Source organism: Saccharothrix carnea (genome assembly GCF_003014735.1).
Lineage (GTDB): Bacteria > Actinomycetota > Actinomycetes > Mycobacteriales > Pseudonocardiaceae > Actinosynnema > Actinosynnema carneum.
The window spans coordinates 172567-190684 of the sequence record NZ_PYAX01000006.1; the positions used below are offsets into that span (position 1 = coordinate 172567).

The window sequence follows — 18118 nt, forward strand, 5'->3', positions numbered from 1 at the left end:
TTCGGTTGCGGTGGTTCCTAGGGTGAACAGACGTGCGCGCTTACGTCTCCCTAGCGCTGGCCGGGTTCCGCAGGTACTCCACCTACCGACAGGCGATGGTCGCCGGGATGGCGACGAACGTCGCGTTCGGCCTGCTCAGGATGGCCGTGCTGGTCGCGGCCGTCGGGCAGGCACCGATCGCGGGATACGACGTCGCCGCCACGACCACTTACGTGTGGCTCGGGCAGGGGCTCATGGCCGTCGTGGTGCTCTGGGGCGACAAGCAACTGGCCGACCGGGTGCGCAGCGGTGACGTCGTGGTCGACCTGTACCGGCCGTGGCACCTGCAGTCGGCGCTGTTCGCGGAGGACGTGGGACGCGCCGGGTACGCGGTGCTGGTGCGGTTGGCGCCGCCGGTGGCGTTCGGGGCGGTGTTCTTCCCCTTTCGCTGGCCCGGGTTCGGCACGGCGCCCGTGTTCGTGATCAGCGTGGCTCTGGCGGTGGCGGTGAGCTTCGGGATGAGGTTCCTGCTCAACGCGACCACGTTCTGGCTCTTGGACAACCGCGGTGTCCAAGCGCTGTACACGGCGCTGACGTGGCTGTTCTGCGGGTTGGCCGTGCCGCTCGCGTTCTTCCCCGACTGGGCGCTCCCGATCGTGTGGTCGACGCCGTTCGCGGCCATGTTGCAGGCGCCCATCGACATCTTCCTGGAACGCGGGTCGCCGTGGCCTTTGCTGGCGGCACAGGGGTTCTGGGCCTTGGTCGTGCTGGCGGTGGGTCACTTGGTGCTGGCCCGCGCGGTGCGCAAGGTGGTGGTCCAGGGTGGCTGAGAGCGTCTACCTGAAGCTCGTCGGCGCGCGGTTGCGCGGGCAGATGTCCTACCGGACGTCGTTCCTGTTGCAGTGCGTCGCGCAGGCGATCAACCAGCTGGCCGAGCTGGCGATCATCCTGGTGCTGTTCAACCGGGTGAGCGCGTTGGGCGGGTTCTCGGTCGCGGAAGTCGTGTTGATGTACGCGATCGCGGGCACGGCGTTCGGGATCGCGGACATGGTGGCGGGGCAGCTGGACGAGTTGCCCACCTACATCCGCACCGGGACGTTCGACGTCCTGCTGCTGCGGCCGCTGGGGACGTTGGCGCAGATGATGGCGTCGGACCTGCACCTGCGCAAGGTCGGGCGGATCGTGGCCGGGCTCGTGGTGCTGGCGTACGCGTTGAGCCGCAACGACATCGCGTGGTCGGCGGGGACGGTGGCGCTGGCGGTCCTGGCGCCGGTCAGCGGTGCGGTGATCTTCTCCTCGATCTGGGTCACGGCGAACGCCGTGTGCTTCTGGGTGGTGGACGGCCAGGAGCTGGCCAACACGGTGACCTACGGCAGCAACGCCTTCACGTCCTACCCCATCACGGTCTACGGGCCGTGGTTGCGACGGTTCTTCGCGTTCGTCGTCCCCGGCGCGTTCGTCGCCTACTACCCCAGCCTCGCGTTGCTGGGCCGGCCGGACCCGCTCGGCGGGCCCGCGCTGCTGGGCTGGATCTCACCGCTGGTGGCGGTCGCGGCGGCGGTGGTCGCCGGGCTGGTGTGGCGGACCGCCGTTCGGCACTACCGAGGGACCGGGTCATGATCGAGGTGCGTGAGCTGCGGCGGGAATTCACCGTGACGACGAAGGTCGGCCGGTTCCGGCGGGAGCGGCGGGTGGTGCGGGCGGTCGACGACGTCGGGTTCGAGGTGGCGGCGGGTGAGGCTGTCGGCTACGTCGGGCCGAACGGGGCCGGCAAGTCGACCACGATCAAGATGCTGACCGGCATCCTGGTGCCGACCTCGGGGTTCGTCCGGGTGTGCGGGGTGGACCCGGCACGTCGCAGGCGGGAGTTGGCGCGGCGGATCGGCGTGGTGTTCGGCCAGCGCAGCCAGCTGTGGTGGGACCTGCCGCTGCGGGACAGCTTCGAGCTGTTGCGGGCCGTCTACCGGGTACCGAAGGCCGACTACGCGAGCCGGTTGCGCGAGTGCGTCGACCTGCTGGACCTCGGCCCGTTCCTGGACACGCCGGTCCGGCAGCTCTCGCTGGGACAGCGGATGCGCGGGGAGGTCGTCGCCTCTCTGCTGCACGGGCCGGAGTTGCTGGTGCTGGACGAGCCGACGATCGGGCTGGACCTGGAGTCGAAGGAGCGGCTGCGGGAGTTCCTGGCGGACCTGAACCGCGAGCGCGGCACCACCCTCCTGCTCACCACGCACGACCTGGACGACATCGAGCGGCTGTGCCCGCGGCTCGTGGTGATCGACCGCGGCACGGTGCTCGCGGACGGCGCGCTGGACGAGTTGCGCGCCGAGGTCGCGCCGGAACGGGTGCTGGTGGTCGACCTGGAGAAGCCGGCGGAACTGGTCGGGTTGCCCGGGGTGAGATCAAGCCGGGTGGAATCCAACGGTCTGCGACACCACCTCACGTTTTCCCGGGACACCACCGCGGCGAAAGTGATTTCCGCGGTCGCGGCGCAGGCGGAGGTGCACGATCTGGCAGTCGTGGAGCCGGAGATCGACGACGTGGTGCGTCGGCTGTACGCGCGTCGGTAGAGTCGGGCGAAACGGTCAACGTAGAACGGGAGCACCTCATGCGCGCAGGTCGTCCGGTAGCCACCCTCATGCTGGCAATGGGACTCGCTGCCGCGGTGTCGGGCTGCGAGGCCGTGCAACAGGCCTCCGACACGGCCAACCAGGTGGGCCAGGCGGCGGACAAGGCGCAGCTGTGCATCGACGCGCTGCAGCTCGCCGGTTTCACGCCCAACACGGCCGACCCGCAGAAGGCGCTGGAGGAGACCCAGCAGAAGGCCCAGGAGCTCAACGACCTCGCCGCGAAGGCCGGTGACGCCACGCTCAAGGACGCCATCACGGGCGTCTCGGACACGATGAGCAACGTGACGATCCAGGACCTGGACCCGACCAACTTCGCCACGTGGGCCAAGGAGAAGTCCGACCAGGTGGTGAAGTTGACCAGCGCCTGCTCCTGAGCGGAAATGCCAGGCTGTCGGTACCTTCGGAACAGTCCTACGCTGTGACGCACCGGAGGTGTTGCAGATGCACGCGACAGTAGGCGACCGGTTGCACATCCACAGCCGCGCGGTGGGTCTCGACGAGACAGTCGGCGAGATCCTCGAAGTCCGCGGCCCGGAAGGTGCACCCCCGTATCGGGTCCGCTTCTCCGATGGCCACGAAGGGCTGGTCTACCCCGGCCCCGACAGCCTGGTCGAGCCGCGGACCCCGGAATCACCCAGGATCAAGGACTCGACCTCGGCGCGGTAGAGCAGCGCCGGGCCCATCGGCCCGAACTGGTCGGTGACCTCCAGGTTCAGCACGCCGTGCAGCCTGGAGAACGCACGCAGGCCGGTGAGCAGCACGGCGGGGGGACTTCCCCCTCGCCGCGCGAGCCCGCCCGCCCAGGCCACGAGCCGGCCGTCCAGAGTGGACGACCCGGCAGTGGCCCCGCCCTCGTGCGGTAGAACGCCGAGCGGCGCGCTCACTCGCGCGGTGCGCGGCCACGATCGTCGTCCGGCGGCGCCTGGTAGCCCGGTAGCGGCGTGCCGGTACCAATTCGGGCGGGAGACCGCCCAGTAGCCGGCGGCGGCCGGCCGGGAAATCCGGGCTGTCACACGTTCGGGTGGAGTTCCGGAGGGCGCCGAGGAGGTCCGGGCCGACCTGGTCGACCGGGCACCGACGGCTGGGACCGGGGATGAGCGAAACGGCAACCTGGGAACGGTCTCAGCCCAGGATGGTCGTGATCAGGTCGTCGGCCAGGGCGGGCGTGGCGGCGGCGATGCCGGACCAGCGGCGCGAGAGGTCGAGGTCGAAGGTGAGCGGCCGGCCGCGCAGGTCGAGCAGCGCTCCCCCGGCGGCCGGGACGGTGACGAGGGCGGCGATCAGGTCCATCAGGCGGTGGGTGTCCGAGCCGGGGTCGGCGAACGCGTCCACCGCGCCCTCGGCCACCAGCACGGCCTCCAGGCACGTGGTGGACAGGATGCGGACCCGGTCGACCTCGTTGGCCACGCGCATCCACGCGTCCTCGGTGCCGCGCTTGGGCCGCATCATGCAGATCGACGCGCCCTTGAGGGCGGTGCGGCCGGTGGTGCGGTAGGGGGTGGGCTGCCCCGCGTGCGCCGACCAGGCACGACCGGTGTCGAACCAGACGGTGAGGGCCTCGACGGGCTGGTCGTCGATCACCAGGGCACCGGCGAAGCAGGACAGCGGCACACCCATGGCGGCGTTCGCGGAACCGTCCACCGGGTCGATCACCAGGGTGGCGGCGGAGCCGTTGTCGAGGAACCCGGCCTCCTCGGACAGCAGGTTGGCGCCCGCCTTCGCGGCGGCCTCGGCGATCGCGGCCTCCACGATCGCGTCCACCCGCATGGTGGGCGTGCCGTCCGCACCGTCCGCGATCTCCTCGCGCAGCTGCACGCGGGTGTACTCGCGGCGGGCGCCGTCGTAGGCGGCCGAGGCGGCGAGCGCGGTGGCGGCGAGCGCCGGGTGCACGTCGGAGGGCAGGTTCGGGGTCGGCACAGGCCACTGGTCCATGCCCACAACATGCCACGAGAGGGCCACCGGCGGCGGCCCTCTCGTGGGGTACACCTCAGATCAGGCCCAGGGCCTTGACCGCGTCGCGCTCCTCGACCAGCTCGGCCACGGAGGCGTCGATGCGGGCGCGGGAGAACTCGTCGATCTCCAGGCCCTGCACGATCGAGTACTCGCCATCGGTCACGGTGACCGGGAACGACGAGATCAGGCCCTCCGGCACGCCGTACGAGCCGTCCGACGGGATCGCCATCGACACCCAGTCGCCCTCGGCGGTGCCGTTGACCCAGTCGTAGACGTGGTCGATGGCCGCGTTCGCCGCCGACGCCGCCGAGGACGCGCCACGCGCCTCGATGATCGCCGCGCCGCGCTTGGCGACGGTCGGGATGAACTCGTTCTCCAGCCAGGCCTGGTCGTTCACGGCCTCGGCCGCGACCTGGCCGTTGACCTCGGCGCGGAACAGGTCCGGGTACTGGGTGGCCGAGTGGTTGCCCCAGATGGTCAGCTTCTTGATGTCGGTGACCGACACCCCGAGCTTCTTGGCCAGCTGCGACAGCGCCCGGTTGTGGTCCAGGCGGGTCATCGCGGTGAACCGCTCGGCCGGCACGTCGGGCGCGTGCTGCTGGGCGATGAGGGCGTTGGTGTTGGCCGGGTTGCCGACGACCAGCACGCGCACGTCGTCCGCCGCGCCCGCGTTGATCGCCTCACCCTGCGGCTTGAAGATGCCGCCGTTGGCCTCCAGCAGGTCGCCCCGCTCCATGCCCTTCGTGCGCGGGCGGGCGCCGACCAGCAGCGCCACGTTGACGCCGTCGAAGGCGGTCTTGGCGTCGTCGGTGATGTCGATGCCGGACAGCAGCGGGAACGCGCAGTCGTCCAGCTCCATCGCGGTGCCCTCGGCGGCCTTGACGGCCTGCGGGATCTCCAGCAGGCGCAGGCGCACCGGGACGTCGGGGCCGAGCAGGTGGCCGGAGGCGATGCGGAACAGCAGTGCGTAGCCGATCTGGCCGGCCGCACCGGTGACGGTGACGTTCACGGGCGTGCGGGTCATGTGCCTTCCCGAATGTTGTGGCTTCAGTCCTCGGGCACGACCACTAGGCAGGCTGACGACCTGTCAGCGGCGGTCTCTACTCCGGGACCGCGCACCGGGCGGGTTGCCCGGCAGGTCGGAGGTTACCAACTGGCGAACGATGACAAGGTGTGACAGTGGACATCATCGGCGAGGACTACTCCGACGCGGTCATGTACGGGCAGCAGTGGGAGGGCAGGTCGTTCGTCCGGTGCGACTTCACCGAGGCCGACCTGCGCGGGCTGTCGACGTCCGGCTGCACGTTCACCGACTGCACGTTCGACCGGACCGACCTGGGCGAGTCCACGCACAAGGCGACCGCGTTCCGCTCGTGCCGGTTCACCCGGGCCGTGCTGGGGTCGGCGGAGTTCACGTCCTGCTCGTGGCTCGGGTCGATGTTCGTGGACTGCGCGCTGCGGCCGATCACGTTGACCGAGACGGATCTCACGCTGGCCGGGCTGTCCGGTGCCGTGCTGCGGAAGGCGTCGCTGCGGGGCCTGCGGCTGCGCGAGGCCAACCTGCAGGACGCCGACCTGCGCGAGGCGGACCTGCGTGACGCCGACCTGACCGGCGCGCGGCTGCGCGGGTGCCGGCTGGAGGGCGCGGACCTGCGCGGAGCGCGCCTGGACGCGGACGGGCTCGTCCAGGCCACCCTGCGCGGTGCGCGGGTGGACCTGGACACGGCCGTCGCGTTCGCCGCCGCGCACGGGCTGCGCGTCGGCTAGTGCGCGGGAGCGTTCGCCGGACGACGCGGCGAACGCTCCCGGTCGTGCGCTAGTGGCCCGGTGGCTCCTGGCCCGAGACCTCGACCAGCACGCCGTCCGCGACCAGGTCGTCGATCGTCTTCGGCATCAGGTAGGCGGTGCCGCCGCCCGGCTGCTCGAACCACGGCACGGCGACGCCGGTCAGCACCTCGACCGGGCGGCGCAGCCGGTACACGTGGTACGGGCGGTTGATCCACGACGGCACCAGCGAGCGCTGCGCGAACGGGGTGCCCGCCGCGTAGACGAGGTTGCCCTCGCCCTCGCCGAAGCGGTCCACCTCCATGCCGGCGGGCAGCTCGACCATCTTCTTGTGCCGGAACAGCGTCAGCGGCGGTTCGCCGTTCATCGGGTTGATCGGCCACGACCGCTGGGGCTTCGGCTCCTGCGTCGACGTCGTGGCGCCCGAGGGCTGCGCCGCGGCCTGGGCGGGCACCGGTGCGGGCGGCTGCTGGGGCGGCGGCACCGGACGGCGCTGCGGCTCGTCGCGGAAGCCGTTGTTCATCGGCGGGCGCGGGCGCTGCGGCGGCGGGGGCGGCGGCATCGGGGCCGGGCGCGGCACCCGCCGGTTGGTCAGCACCAGCTTGCCGATCAGGTACGCGGCGGCGTCCTCCAGCCGGTCGAAGCGGACCGGGTTGGTGGGGCCGTGGTCGAACCACGACACCTCCCAGTCCGGGCCCTCGGTGCGCAGCAGCCAGGTGCGGTCGGCGGGCTCGCCGAACCGGTAGGCGGCGGGCGGCACGTCGAGCTCGTCCAGCGCGCGGCGGATGCCGGACAGCTCGCGCTCCTCGTCCGGCGTGACCTGGCGCGGCTCGACCGGCTTCGGCGGCTGCACCGGCGGAGGCGACGCCAGGCTCGGCGCGGGGACCGGTGCCGGCGTCACGTCGTCGAACGGCTGCACGGCCTCGGCGAACTCGGTCGCCTGGTCCGCGAACGGCGGCGGCACCTGTTCGGCGAACTGGTGCTCGGCGGCCGGTTCGTCGTGGTCTTCGTGGTGCTCGGCGCGGTCCTGGTGGTCGTCTTCGTGGTGCTCGACGTGCTCGGACTGGTCGGTGAACCGGGACTCGGGCTCGGCGTGGGCGGGCTCGGCGAACAGCGGTTCGTCCGGCTCGCTGAACGCCTGGTCCGCGGTGAACCGGGCGTCCTCGTGCGCGTCGAACGGCTCGTCGTCGCGTTCCGGCGTGTAGAGCCTGGCCTGGTCGACCTCGAACTCGGCGGTGACCTCGGCCTCGTCGGCGGAGTGGCGCGACTCGGGCTCCGGCTCCGACGCCGCGGCCGGCTGCGCCTCGGGTTCGGCGGGCTCCTCGCGCTGGTCGTGCGCGGGCTCGTCGGCGACCGCCTCGACCTCGGCGGTCTCCTCGGCCGGTTCGGTGTCCGGTTCCTCGTCGGTGAACGGGTTCCAGGTCTGGGTGTCGTTCAGCTCGCGCTCGTAGGAGCCGGGCGCGAACAGGTCCATGCCGTCCACGTAGGACTCGCGCCGGTACCGCTCGTCGATCACCGGACCGTCCTCCTCGAACCGCACCCGGTACGGCGGACCGTCCTGCGCGTACTCGATGACGTCCGGCGACAGCTCGGTGAGGTTCGCGGTCTCCTCCACGTCCACCGGCCCGCCCGGCTCCTCGGCGGCCCGCGACTCGTCGTCGGCAGACAGCTCGGGCAGCGGCGCGGCCACCGTCGCACCCACCTCGACCGGGGACTCGACCGGCGCGGGCAGTGGCTCGGCGACCGGCAGCTCGGTGCCCTGCGGCGCGGCGGGCGCGCCCAGGTTCGCCGCGGCGGCGACCCGTGCCTCCTCGGTCACCTCGGGCAGCACGAAGTCCAGCGCCTTGGCCCGTTCCACCAGCTCGGGCTCGGGCGGCACGCCGTAGGCGCGCAGGTAGTAGCCGACCGCGGCGGGCCAGATCCAGTGCCCATCGGTCTGGAACGCCACCGGCACCACCGAGGGCGCGTCCGGGTTGAGCACGTCGGCGTCGAAACCGCGCCCGATCACCGCGACCGGTGCCCGGTCCAGGTAGCTCAGCAGCAGGTCGTGGTCGGCTTCCGCGACCGGAGGCCGGTTCACCGCCGGCCGACCGCCGGGACCGGCGCCGTCGAACACCCTGGCCGTGCGGAACGCGCGGGGCGGTGGCGGCTGGTCGGCGGGCGGTGGCGGCGGAGGTGGCGGCGCCTGCGCGATGCGGCGGCGCAGCCAGTCCGGCACGTTCTCGTCGGTGCGCGGGAAGAACCGCATCTCGTCCAGGTACGCCTGCGGCGGCGGTGGCGTGGTCCAGGACGGCTCGGCGCGGTCGAAGTCCAGGTTGTAGCTGGACGGGTGGTCCAGCTGGTAGCGCGCGTTGGACCAGCTGCCCCGGCCGTCGCGGTACATGCCCGCGCGCAGCCGCGAGAACAGCCCGGCCACCTCCTGGGGCGGTGACCAGGCACGCAGGGCGCCGTCCGCGGTGCGCACCTCGGCGGCCAGCTCGAAGTACCGGCCGGTCGCGCGGTACTCCGCGGTCACGTGCCGCCACTCCTCCGGCGCGGCCCGCATCAGCGTCAGGCCGATCTGCTTGACCAGCGCATCCTGCTCGGTCGGGTTCAGCGGCTTCAGCTCGGACACGTGGGACATCTTCCCCCGCGACCCACCGTGCCCGCACGGGACCCCGGTGAGCCGAACGGAGCAATGATGCCCCGGCGCCGCACTAGACGCCCGGTTGCGGCTGCTGGATCGCCGCTCCGGCCACCTCGACCAGGCTCCCGTCAGCCAGCAGGTCGCGCACGGAACTCGCCAGGAAGTAGCCCGTGCCGCCGCCCGGCTGACCGAACCACGGCACCGCGACGCCCTTCAGCGCGGGCACCGGCTTCTGCACCCGGTACACGTGGTACCGGCGGTTCAGCCAGTCCGGTGGCAGCGACCGCTGGCCGAACACCGTGCCGGACGCGTAGACGAGGTTGCCGGTCTCGGCGCCGAACCGGTCCAGCTCGGTGCCGACCGGCACGACCACGTTCTCGCGGTCGCGGAACAGCGACAGCGGCGGCTCGTCCGGCAGCGGCTGGATGTCCGCGACCGGCAGCACCAGCGCGCCGGTGTCCGCCGCGGCCCGCGTCCGGTCCAGGTCGACCTGCCACAGCACCTCGGCCAGCAGCACCTTCGCCGCGTCCACCGCGTGCTCGTAGACGCGCGGGTGGCCGTGCGGGCCGCGGTTGGAGTCCCAGAACTGGACCTGCCAGCCGGACGGCCCGGGCGCGGGCTCGAGGACGAACGCGTCCGGCTTCGGCTCGACGATGCCGTACTCGTGCTCGGCGACCCCGAAGTGGTCCAGCCGCTGCTTGAGGTGGTCCAGCGCCCGCTGGTCGGCCTCGGTGATCACGCGGGGCCGGTGCTCGGGCAGCGGCGCGCCCTCGGCCTGCCCGGTGGCCACGGCGGCGGCCGCCCGCTCCGCGTCCGGGGTGACCTGCGGCACGGTGTAGCCGTTGTCGCGGATGTGCTGCACGAGCTGCGGCACCGGCGGCACGTGGTGGTGGCGCAGGTAGTACGCCACCCCGCCGGGCCACACCCAGGTGCCGTCGGTGTGGAAGGACAGCGGCACGGACGGCGTGGCGTCCGGCTTGAGCACGTCCGGCCCGTAGGACCGCGCGGCCAGCACGACCGGCGCGTTCTCCAGGTAGGCCAGCACCTCGTCCCGCTCCTGCGGGTGCACGGCGGGCCGGTCGCGCACCACCGGCTCCGGCCCGTCGAACAGCGGCGCGGCGATCACGGTGCCCGCGGCCGGGCCCAGGCCCGCGCGTTCCCGCAGCCACGCCGGGATCGCGTCGCCGTCGCGCGGGTAGAGCTCCAGCTCCTCGGCGTAGTGCTCCCGGCCGGGCGGCCGCGTCCAGTCCGGCTCGCCGTCCCGGTCGAACTCGGCCGAGTAGGTGTCGGGGTGCACGAGGTGGAACTTGAGCGTGAACCACGTGCCGCGGCCCGGTCGCGCCATGCCGTCGCGCAGCTGCACGAAGAACGGCAGAGCCTCCGGCGGCAGCTCCCAGTCGAACGACGAGCCGTACATGGTCAGCCCGGAGACCTGCGTCTCCAGGTGGCGGCCCACCATCCGGAAGTCGACGAACAGCTGCTCCCAGTCGCCGGGCAGGCGCTGCACCAGCAGGGTGGTGACGGAGCCGAGGATCGCGTTCTGGTCCTCGACGTCCAGCTGCGGTGCGGTCATGCGTTCTGCTCCTCGGTCGTCTCGCTCGCCTCGACCAGCTTGGCGCGCAGCCAGTCGGGGATGAAGGCCTCGTCGCGGGGGAAGGCCTGGAGGTCGCGGGCGAAGTCCGCGGCCGGCACGGGCGGGTCGAACCGCGGGTCGTGGTCGAAGTTGTAGGTGATGTCGATCTGAACCGGCGCGTTCACCACGCACCGCGCGGAGAACCAGGTGCCGCGGCCGGGCTGGAACAGCACCTGCCGCATCTCCCCGAACGCGGCGTTGAGCCCGTCCGGCGGCATCACCTCGGGGGTGGTGCCGTCCGGCAGGTAGACCTTCAGCGTCGCGTCCTGCACGGCCACGGTCATCCGCACCAGCAGGTCGATCCGCCGGAAGCCGTCCGGAGCAGCGTCCAGCAGCATGCCGCCGATGTGCTGGAGCAGCTCGTCGTGGCGCTGCTCAGAAGTCGGCCGGCCAGAGGGCTGCGTTGTGCTCATTCGGGTAGCTCCTGACGTAGATCTCGGTCGTGCCGTCGGCGAGCGTCACACGCCACCGCGTCTGGTAGGTGTGCGGGTGGCGTTGCAGCGGGTCGCGCAGGGCGAACGTGTCGATCATCTCGACCGTACCGCCGGACTTCATCAACGTCGCGCGGTCCCGCTCCATCCGGTGCCACGTCTCGGCGGTCACGAACGCCGGGCGCTCGTTGCCCTGGTTCTGGTCGCGCTGCTGGCTCGACTGGTTCGCCGCCTCACCCGGACCGCCGGTCTCGTTGCCCTGGTGGTGACCGCCGTCCGACAGCTTCTTGCCGTCCGCGTCGACCTCGCCGTGGCTGCCGACGTCGAGCTGGGCGCTGCCGTCACGCCGGATCGCGCCACCGGACCTCAGGTCCGGCCGACCGGTCGTCGCGACCGTCTCGCCGTCGCCGTTCGTGCGACCGCGCCACGCGTCGTTGTCGGCGACCAGCACCGCGTTGGGCAGCGGGTTGTTCAGGTCCGGGCTGAACGGCCGGAACGTGTGCACGTGCGAGGCCGCGCCGTCGCCGCCGGTCTGGAACGTGCCGTAACCCTGCTTCTTGTGGTCGTCCAGCACGAACCGGGTGTCCGGCGGCAGGTCGGCCCGGCCCGCGAACGGGTCGGCGTTGTTGAACGGCCGGGTGACGGCGGCCCGCTGCTCGGGCGTCCAGCCGCTGGTGTCACCGCTGACGACGTTCACCGAGTACACGTACCCGGCGTCGGTCTTGGTCCGCTGCACCGCCAGCCGCACCTCGCCGTTGGCGGGCGTCGGCCAGGTCGCGGTCGGGTTCTGCGCCGTGCCGAGGCCGTAGAAGCCGTCCGAGGTGACCTGCGCGGTCGGCGGTGCGTGGGTGATCTCGGCGTTGACCCGGCTGCGCTGGCCCGAGTAGGTGTCCTCGAACACCACGTGGCCCGACTCGTCGGTGAGGAACCGGCCGCGGCGCTGGCCGTGCTCGTCGCTGACCACGTACTCGGTGCTGGGGTCGTGCACCTGGCCGGGACGGCTGAACGGCTCGCCCTGCCCGAGGTCGGTGACCGGGGTCTGCCTGGTGGTCGGCGGCTCGGTGCGCTCGACCGCGTGCTGCGGGTGACCCTGGGCGTCGGTGGTGAACTCCTGGTGCAGGGGGCCGCGGTCGATGTTGTAGTTCGTGCCCTGCGAGGTGTGCTGGACCTCGGGGTTGCGGACGTCGGTGGACAGGTAGTCCGGCGCGGCCACCCACCTCGGCTTGCCATCGGCGTCGGTCTGGACCGTGCCGCGGTACGTGCCATCGGTGTCGTGCACCTCCATCCGCGTGTTCGGCGGCAGGTCGGTGCGGGCGGTGAACGCCTCGTCCGGTCGGGGTGCCAGCGGGTGGTCGCGGTCGATCGTCACCCGGCCGTTCGCGGGCTCCGGGATCGGCTCGATGATCACCGCGCGGTCGACCGCGACGACCCGGTCACCGATCTTGACGGTGTCCTGGGTGGTCTGGCGGGTGCCGTCTGCGTTGGCCACGAACACGTCGTGCCGGTGGCCGAGCTGCACCCGGTAGTGCGCGTTCGGCGCGGGGTGGCGGACCTCGGGGTTGTCGCCGTGGCGGGTGTTGGGCGCGATGGCGTCGACGTGGACCTTGCCGTCCGCGTCGACGTGCACGACCGTGCGGACGTTGCCGTCCTCGCCCTGGACCGTGATCCGGGTGTCCCGCGGCAGCTCTTGGCCGCTTTGGAACAGCGACTGGTCGTCGCGTAGCTGGACGGTGCGCTCGTGTGTGGTCTCCGGCGCCGTCCACGGCTGCTGGACCTGCGGCTCGATGTCGAGCCGGCCGCGGTGCTCCTGGCCGTCCGCGGCGAGGTCGCCCCGCGGCTCGTGGCCGGGCGGCAGGCCGTTCTCGCCCACCGGGGCGTGCGTGCCGTCCGGTTCGAACGCGTGCCAGCCGCCGTCCGGCGGGAGCTTCGGGCCGCCGGCCTCGCCCGGCGAGCTGCTGTAGACGTTGCCGTCCCGGTCGGACCAGGCCAGGCTGTCCGGCGCGACGACCCGCTGGCCGGTCTCCCGGGCTACGTGCGCGGCCAGGCTGTTCTCGCCGCCCGCGCCCGCGTCGCAACCGACGAACATGATCGGCCGGCCGGCGAGGTCCGGGTGGTTGCCGATCAGCTGGACCAGTTCGGCCCGGGTGTAGTGCGTGTTGCCGATGCGGACGCCGTCGCCGTCGGTGTGGATGTCGAGGACGACGTGGTCGGCACTGGCCGGGATCCGGCTGGACAGGTCGCGCAGGCGGTCCTCGGTGTGCAGCGCGACGCCCGCGTCGGTGACCTGGCTGTTGCGGATCGCCTGGTCGACGCGCTGGGACACCTCGCCGATCGGGATCGGCCCCTGGTGCGCGACGGGCCCCAGGTCGGGGTTCGGGGTGAGGGTCGCGGGCGGGTCGGCCGGGGTGTGGTTGTCGAAGGCGCCGTTCTGCGCTTCGGCGACGGTGACCGGGTCGGGGGTGCGGACGTTGCCGTCGCTGTCGAACGTGCCGAAGTCGGGCGGCAGCACGCGGCCGTCCGCCGGTGGCACGTCGACCTCGTGCAGCACGCCCAGGTCGATCAGGCGTTGCACGCTCATCTGGCCCGTGTTCGGGTCCGCGAGGGCGGCGTCGAGGACGGGCTGGAGCTGGCGCGCGCCGCCGTTCTGGTCGAACGCGGGGGCGACCGGCGCCAGCTCGACGGTGAGCGGGGCGTCCAGGACGTAGACGTGGTAGCCCTTGCCGAGGCTGTCCGGCATGATCGCGCGCTCGCCGAACCCGTACGCCTGGCCGTCCGGGCGCAGCGGGGAGAGGAAGTCGCCGTTCGGGCTGCCGAACCGGTCGAGCACGGTGCCGGCGGGCAGTTCCACGACCACGCGCGGGCCGTCCGCGCCCTGGTTCGGCGGCCAGTCGATGCTGCCGTCCGGCTTGGAGTGGGCGTCGCGGAACGACTGGTAGTCGCCGTACGGGCCGTAGGGCTGGTAGGTCGGCTCGATGAGGGCCGCGGCGCGCTGGTCGTACGTGCCGACCGACTGGTCCGTGGGGCCGGTGCTCTCGTGGACGGAGACGTAGGGGCCGTCGTGCGAGAAGCCCGGCACGACACCCGCGGGCTGGTTCCAGACGTTCTTCTCGGGGAACGGGTCCGCGCCCGCGCCCGGGTCGGTCTCGGACTTGGTGTCGGTCTGGGTGTCGGCGGGCCACTCGTGGCTGGAGGCCGGGGAGTGCTCGTCACCGGGCTCGCCGACCAGGTCGACCGGCGCCTCGGTGCTGTCGGTGTTGTCCGGGCTGTCGGTGTTGTCCGGTGCGTCCGGACCGTCCGGGGCGGGAGTGACGTCGGTCGGCGTGCTGTCGGGCTTGGGCCCTTCCGCCGCGGGCGCGGGACCATCGGTGGACGGTGCCGGGCTGCTGGTCGGCGGCGTCGGGCCGTCCCCGCCACGAGCGGCGGGAGCGGGACCGTCCGCGCGGACCGGCGCGGTCGGCGGCGTGGTCGGCGGCGCGGCGGGCCGTGTCGCCGGTTCCGAAGTACGGGCGGGAGCTGAAGCCTCCGGCCGGGCCGGCGCACCGGTTTGCGGCGCGGGTCCTCCCGGCTGCGGCGCGGGTCCTCCGGACTGCGGCACAGGCCCACCCGGCTGCGGCCCGAAGCCACCGGGCTGGGGCCCGAAGCCACCGGGCTGGGTCGTGGGCATGGACGTCTGCGGCGGCGCGGTGGACGCGGGGCCGCGCTGCTCGGGCATCAACACGGGACCGGTGGCCGGCAACGGCTGAACCGGCATGCCGGTCAGCGAACTGGCACTGACCGCGTCTCCCGCACGACCGTGCTGATCCCGGCCGGACGACGGCGAGCCGGAAGTCTGAGCTCCGGAAGACGGCGAAGCAGCGGCATCCGGCGCGAACCCGCCGGCCGCCGGCGCGACGGGCCCACGCCCACCACCGGCCGCACCACCAGCAGGCGGCGCAGCCCCACCAGCCATCGGAGCCCCGGCAGGAGCACCGCCACCAGGAGCCCCCGCGGCAGGCCCACCAGCCGCCGGAACCCCACCACCGGCAGGCGCGCCACCGTTCACGGGCGCGGAACCAGACGCAGGCCCACCCGGCGGCACCGCCCCACCGGGCGTGGCACCACCGGACACCGGACCACCAGGCACCGAACCACCGGGCGTGGCACCACCGGACACCGAGCCGCCAGGCGCGGCCCCACCAGGCGCGGCTCCGCCAAGCGGCATCCCGCCCGCGATCACGCCGCCACCGACAGGCCCACCGGGCACCGCTCCGCCGACAGGCGCACCACCCGGCGTCGACCCACCAACGGCCGGCCCACCAGGGAGCCCACCACCCGGAACCGCCCCTCCGGGCGTCGAACCACCCGGCGTCGGCCCACCGGGCGTCGAACCACCCGGCAGCGCCCCACCAGGCGTCGAACCACCCGGCGTCGGCCCACCGGGCGTCGTTCCGCCAGGCAACGCCCCACCGGTTGTCGCACCGCCCGGCACACCGCTTCCGGGCACACCGCTTCCGGGCACACCGCTGCCAGGCATCCCGGCCCCCGGCATACCGGTGCCGGGCGTCGGACCACCAGGCGTCGTTCCGCCGTGCACCGGTCCGCCAGGAGTAGTCCCACCGAACGAAGAACCACCCGGCACAGCCCCGCCGGCAGCAGGACCGCCAGGCATCGCACTACCCGGCATGCCACCACCCGGCAGCGCACCGGGCATGCCACCGCCAGGCCGCATCCCGGGCGCGGCAGCCCCGCCCTGAGGCGTCGCACCAGGAGGCGCCGAGCTCAACCCGTTCGCCGAACCACCCACCGCACCGGGCGCGAACGCCGACCCGCCGGGAACCGGCCCACCAGCCGGCATCCCACCGGGCATCCGAGCCGCGGAACCACCCGGAGCCGAACTGCCGGCCGCCGGGCCACCGGGAGCACCGCTCGGTGTCGAACCGCTCGGTGCCGGACCGCTCGACACCGGACCACCGAGGGCCGGGCCACCGGGAGCCGGGCCGAGCCGGCTGCTGATCGACGCCCCGGTCCCACCACCGGCGGGTGACGTCGGCACCGAAGCACCGCTGCGCCCACCGGCCGGCGTCCCGCCGAAACCGGAAGGCGCCGGAGCACCACCCGGCGAAGAACCGCCAGGCGAAGAATCCCCGCCGACCGAAGGCGGCGCACTCACCCTCGGCCCGGGCGCGGGAGGCGCGGCCACCGATGAAGTCCCGGTCGTCCCCCCGGCCGGCCGGTCCAACCCGGCACGGTTCACCGCGGGCCCACCCGGCGTGGCCCCAGGCCCGCCAGGCACCCCACCAGGCACTCCACCCGGCGCAGGCCCCACGCTCGGCGGCGCGCTGACCGGCGCACCGGCGTCGACCCGCGGCGGGTCGACGGAGATCCCGTCCTTCGCACCGCCGATCCCACCGGACACCGCACCGGCCGACGCGCCCATCAGCACGTCCCGCGCCGAGATGTCCTGCCCCATCGCGGCCGCCGTGCCCACCGTGGACACCGCGCCCTCGACCGCGCCACGCGTCGCGCCGACGGCCACCTGCCCCGCCAGCCCGCCACCCTCGAACTTCAGCCCACCCGACACACCGCCGACCAGGCCGGACACCGCACCCGAGACCGCCGCCTCGGTCGTCTTGCCCCAGTCCCACGACTCACGGTCACCGCGCGCGACCTGCACCGCCTGGATGGCCGCGTCGATGCCGACCGAGATCGCGACCTCCTTGAGGATCGCGATGATCAGCTGCCGGAACGTGAACTGCACGATCAGCCGCGTCGCCTGCTGCGCGATCGGGATGCCCGCCGTCGACGCGCCGAACGTGCCGAACGCCGCGGCGATCAGCGCGGCGATCTCGATCGCCAGCGCGATCAGCGACGCGATGATCGACAGCTTGGTGTACTCCACCTCCAGCGCGGTGTTGTCGCAGCTCTCCGCCAACTGCTCGCAGATCTTCTGCAACTTCGGCAGGTAGGAGTCGTCGCCCTCGGCGAACTTCTTCCAGTACTCCTCGAACGCCTGGACGGCCTCGCCGGTCTGGCTCGCGTACACGGTGGACGCCGCGCCGTTGCCCTCGTCGATGACCGACTTCACGCCCTGCGCGGCCGTGCGGTAGGCGTCGGCCATCCGCCGAAGCGCCGTCTCGTCGCCCTCCGGCCAGCTCTGCCCGACCACGATCGGGAAGAGCCAGGTGACCTCGCTCGGGATCTCGATGCCCACCGCAGTGCCCCTCAGTAAGTCCGGGAGATCCCGGTCGCGTTGCCCTGGTCGGAACCCTCGTAGGCATCGGCGGTCTGGTCCACGCCGGTGCGGATGTCGGCAAGGGCCTTGGCGAGGTTGCCGAAGGCCTCCAACGTGGCCTGCGAGTTCGGCACGTACTGCTTGGCGAACGCCTGCCCGGACTCGTCACCGCCCCAGCACTGCCCCTCGGCCTGCAACGCCGAGTTCAACGACTGCAGCACGGCGCTCAGCGAGTCACCGGCCGCACCGAACTGGCCCGCGCCGCGGCGCAGACCGGACACGCTGACATCGAACCCGCTCACCAGCCACTCCTGTCCATGATGCTGTCGCCGTCGTCATCGTCGGATCGCGGCGCGGGCCGGCGCGGTTGCGTCGACGGCTGCGGCACGACGGGCGGCTGGGGGATGAGGTCGGCCAGTGACGGCACCCCGGGCAGCATCTCCGACAGGTCGACGCTCGCGCCCCGCTGCGCGGGCGCCAGCACCTCGTTCAGCTCGGTCCGGGCCTTGGCCACGGCCTGCCGCACGGTCTCGGTGGCGAGTCTGGCCAGCTTGTCCGGGGTGGTGCGCTCGAACGCGTTCGCGGAGAACTCCAGCGACGTCAACGCGCCGGCGGAGTCGACGGTGGCGCGCACGGCACCGTCCTTGGACACCGCGGTCGCGGTGATCGCCATGGCCTGCGCCTGCGTCTCGCGCAGCTCGTCGGTCTTCTTGCGCAGCTCGGCCAGGAGGGAGTCGACCTGCTCGCGCATGGCCGCGTTCCGCGCCTCCAGCTCGGCCCGGCGTCCTGTCGGATCGGTCACAGCGGTCCCCTCGTGAGCGCTCTCCAGAGGTGCTGACGCTAACCGAGGCCGCCGGGTTCCCGCGGATATTC

At 72.9% G+C, this 18118-nt stretch carries 15 protein-coding genes; 6 read left to right on the top strand and 9 right to left on the bottom strand.

From position 1 onward, the window contains the following. The first annotated feature begins 32 nt into the window (after positions 1–32). From B0I31_RS18950 to B0I31_RS18970, 5 genes are all read left to right on the top strand, one after another. A complete protein-coding gene (locus B0I31_RS18950) occupies positions 33–809 on the top strand; it encodes an ABC transporter permease (protein ID WP_106616725.1) in 777 nt (258 codons plus the stop codon). Then, entirely contained in the window at positions 802–1599 is a 798-nt protein-coding gene (locus B0I31_RS18955; protein WP_106616726.1) for an ABC transporter permease, read from the top strand. Before B0I31_RS18950 ends, B0I31_RS18955 begins: the two co-directional genes overlap by 8 nt. Continuing rightward, positions 1596–2546, top strand: a complete 951-nt coding sequence (locus B0I31_RS18960) for an ABC transporter ATP-binding protein (RefSeq protein ID WP_106616727.1) — start codon at positions 1596–1598, stop codon at positions 2544–2546. Before B0I31_RS18955 ends, B0I31_RS18960 begins: the two co-directional genes overlap by 4 nt. Before the next feature lie 38 nt (positions 2547–2584). Then, positions 2585–2980 (top strand): bacteriophage spanin2 family protein, encoded by a 396-nt coding sequence (locus B0I31_RS18965; RefSeq protein ID WP_106616728.1) that lies wholly within the window; start codon positions 2585–2587, stop codon positions 2978–2980. A gap of 67 nt (positions 2981–3047) precedes the next feature. After that, a complete protein-coding gene (locus tag B0I31_RS18970) occupies positions 3048–3272 on the top strand; it encodes a DUF1918 domain-containing protein (RefSeq protein ID WP_073885810.1) in 225 nt (74 codons plus the stop codon). Here B0I31_RS18970 and B0I31_RS18975 read toward each other — a convergent pair. The 3 genes from B0I31_RS18975 to B0I31_RS18985 form a co-directional block, all read right to left on the bottom strand. Continuing rightward, a complete protein-coding gene (locus B0I31_RS18975) occupies positions 3194–3490 on the bottom strand; it encodes a WHG domain-containing protein (RefSeq protein WP_181320270.1) in 297 nt (98 codons plus the stop codon). The two genes, B0I31_RS18970 and B0I31_RS18975, sit on opposite strands and share 79 nt — an antisense overlap. A gap of 238 nt (positions 3491–3728) precedes the next feature. Continuing rightward, entirely contained in the window at positions 3729–4538 is an 810-nt protein-coding gene (locus B0I31_RS18980; protein ID WP_106617038.1) for an inositol monophosphatase family protein, read from the bottom strand. A gap of 55 nt (positions 4539–4593) precedes the next feature. Beyond that, positions 4594–5583, bottom strand: a complete 990-nt coding sequence (locus B0I31_RS18985) for a malate dehydrogenase (protein WP_106616729.1) — start codon at positions 5581–5583, stop codon at positions 4594–4596. Between the two features lie 191 nt (positions 5584–5774). Here B0I31_RS18985 and B0I31_RS18990 point away from each other — a divergent pair, with 191 nt between their 5' ends. Then, the gene (locus B0I31_RS18990; protein ID WP_106617039.1) at positions 5775–6326 is read left to right on the top strand and encodes a pentapeptide repeat-containing protein; all 552 of its coding nucleotides are present in this window, start codon (positions 5775–5777) and stop codon (positions 6324–6326) included. Between the two features lie 49 nt (positions 6327–6375). On the opposite strand, the gene B0I31_RS18995 is transcribed toward B0I31_RS18990, so the two are convergent. The 6 genes from B0I31_RS18995 to B0I31_RS40685 form a co-directional block, all read right to left on the bottom strand. Then, positions 6376–8958: a TNT domain-containing protein gene (locus B0I31_RS18995; RefSeq protein WP_245950081.1), complete on the bottom strand. Its 2583-nt coding sequence runs from the start codon at positions 8956–8958 to the stop codon at positions 6376–6378. Between the two features lie 82 nt (positions 8959–9040). Further along, the gene (locus B0I31_RS19000) at positions 9041–10543 is read right to left on the bottom strand and encodes a TNT domain-containing protein (protein ID WP_106616731.1); all 1503 of its coding nucleotides are present in this window, start codon (positions 10541–10543) and stop codon (positions 9041–9043) included. Beyond that, the gene (locus B0I31_RS19005; protein WP_106616732.1) at positions 10540–11016 is read right to left on the bottom strand and encodes a hypothetical protein; all 477 of its coding nucleotides are present in this window, start codon (positions 11014–11016) and stop codon (positions 10540–10542) included. Before B0I31_RS19005 ends, B0I31_RS19000 begins: the two co-directional genes overlap by 4 nt. Beyond that, complete coding sequence (locus tag B0I31_RS19010; RefSeq protein WP_106616733.1) at positions 10979–17224, bottom strand: WXG100-like domain-containing protein; 6246 nt, start codon at positions 17222–17224, stop codon at positions 10979–10981. Before B0I31_RS19010 ends, B0I31_RS19005 begins: the two co-directional genes overlap by 38 nt. Positions 17225–17235: 11 nt before the next feature. Then, positions 17236–17547 (bottom strand): WXG100 family type VII secretion target, encoded by a 312-nt coding sequence (locus tag B0I31_RS19015; protein WP_245950083.1) that lies wholly within the window; start codon positions 17545–17547, stop codon positions 17236–17238. Then, positions 17544–18047 (bottom strand): YbaB/EbfC family nucleoid-associated protein, encoded by a 504-nt coding sequence (locus tag B0I31_RS40685; RefSeq protein WP_181320244.1) that lies wholly within the window; start codon positions 18045–18047, stop codon positions 17544–17546. The genes B0I31_RS19015 and B0I31_RS40685 overlap by 4 nt, the downstream gene beginning before the upstream one ends. Positions 18048–18118: the final 71 nt, after the last annotated feature.

Bases quoted from the DNA above. Each gene is read 5' to 3' on its own strand.
- B0I31_RS19005 (WP_106616732.1), bottom strand. From the start codon at position 11,016: ATGAGCACAACGCAGCCCTCTGGCCGGCCGACTTCTGAGCAGCGCCAC.
- B0I31_RS18965 (WP_106616728.1), top strand. From the start codon at position 2,585: ATGCGCGCAGGTCGTCCGGTAGCCACCCTCATGCTGGCAATGGGACTC.
- B0I31_RS18980 (WP_106617038.1), bottom strand. From the start codon at position 4,538: ATGGACCAGTGGCCTGTGCCGACCCCGAACCTGCCCTCCGACGTGCAC.
- B0I31_RS18970 (WP_073885810.1), top strand. From the start codon at position 3,048: ATGCACGCGACAGTAGGCGACCGGTTGCACATCCACAGCCGCGCGGTG.
- B0I31_RS18985 (WP_106616729.1), bottom strand. From the start codon at position 5,583: ATGACCCGCACGCCCGTGAACGTCACCGTCACCGGTGCGGCCGGCCAG.
- B0I31_RS18960 (WP_106616727.1), top strand. From the start codon at position 1,596: ATGATCGAGGTGCGTGAGCTGCGGCGGGAATTCACCGTGACGACGAAG.
- B0I31_RS19000 (WP_106616731.1), bottom strand. From the start codon at position 10,543: ATGACCGCACCGCAGCTGGACGTCGAGGACCAGAACGCGATCCTCGGC.
- B0I31_RS18990 (WP_106617039.1), top strand. From the start codon at position 5,775: ATGTACGGGCAGCAGTGGGAGGGCAGGTCGTTCGTCCGGTGCGACTTC.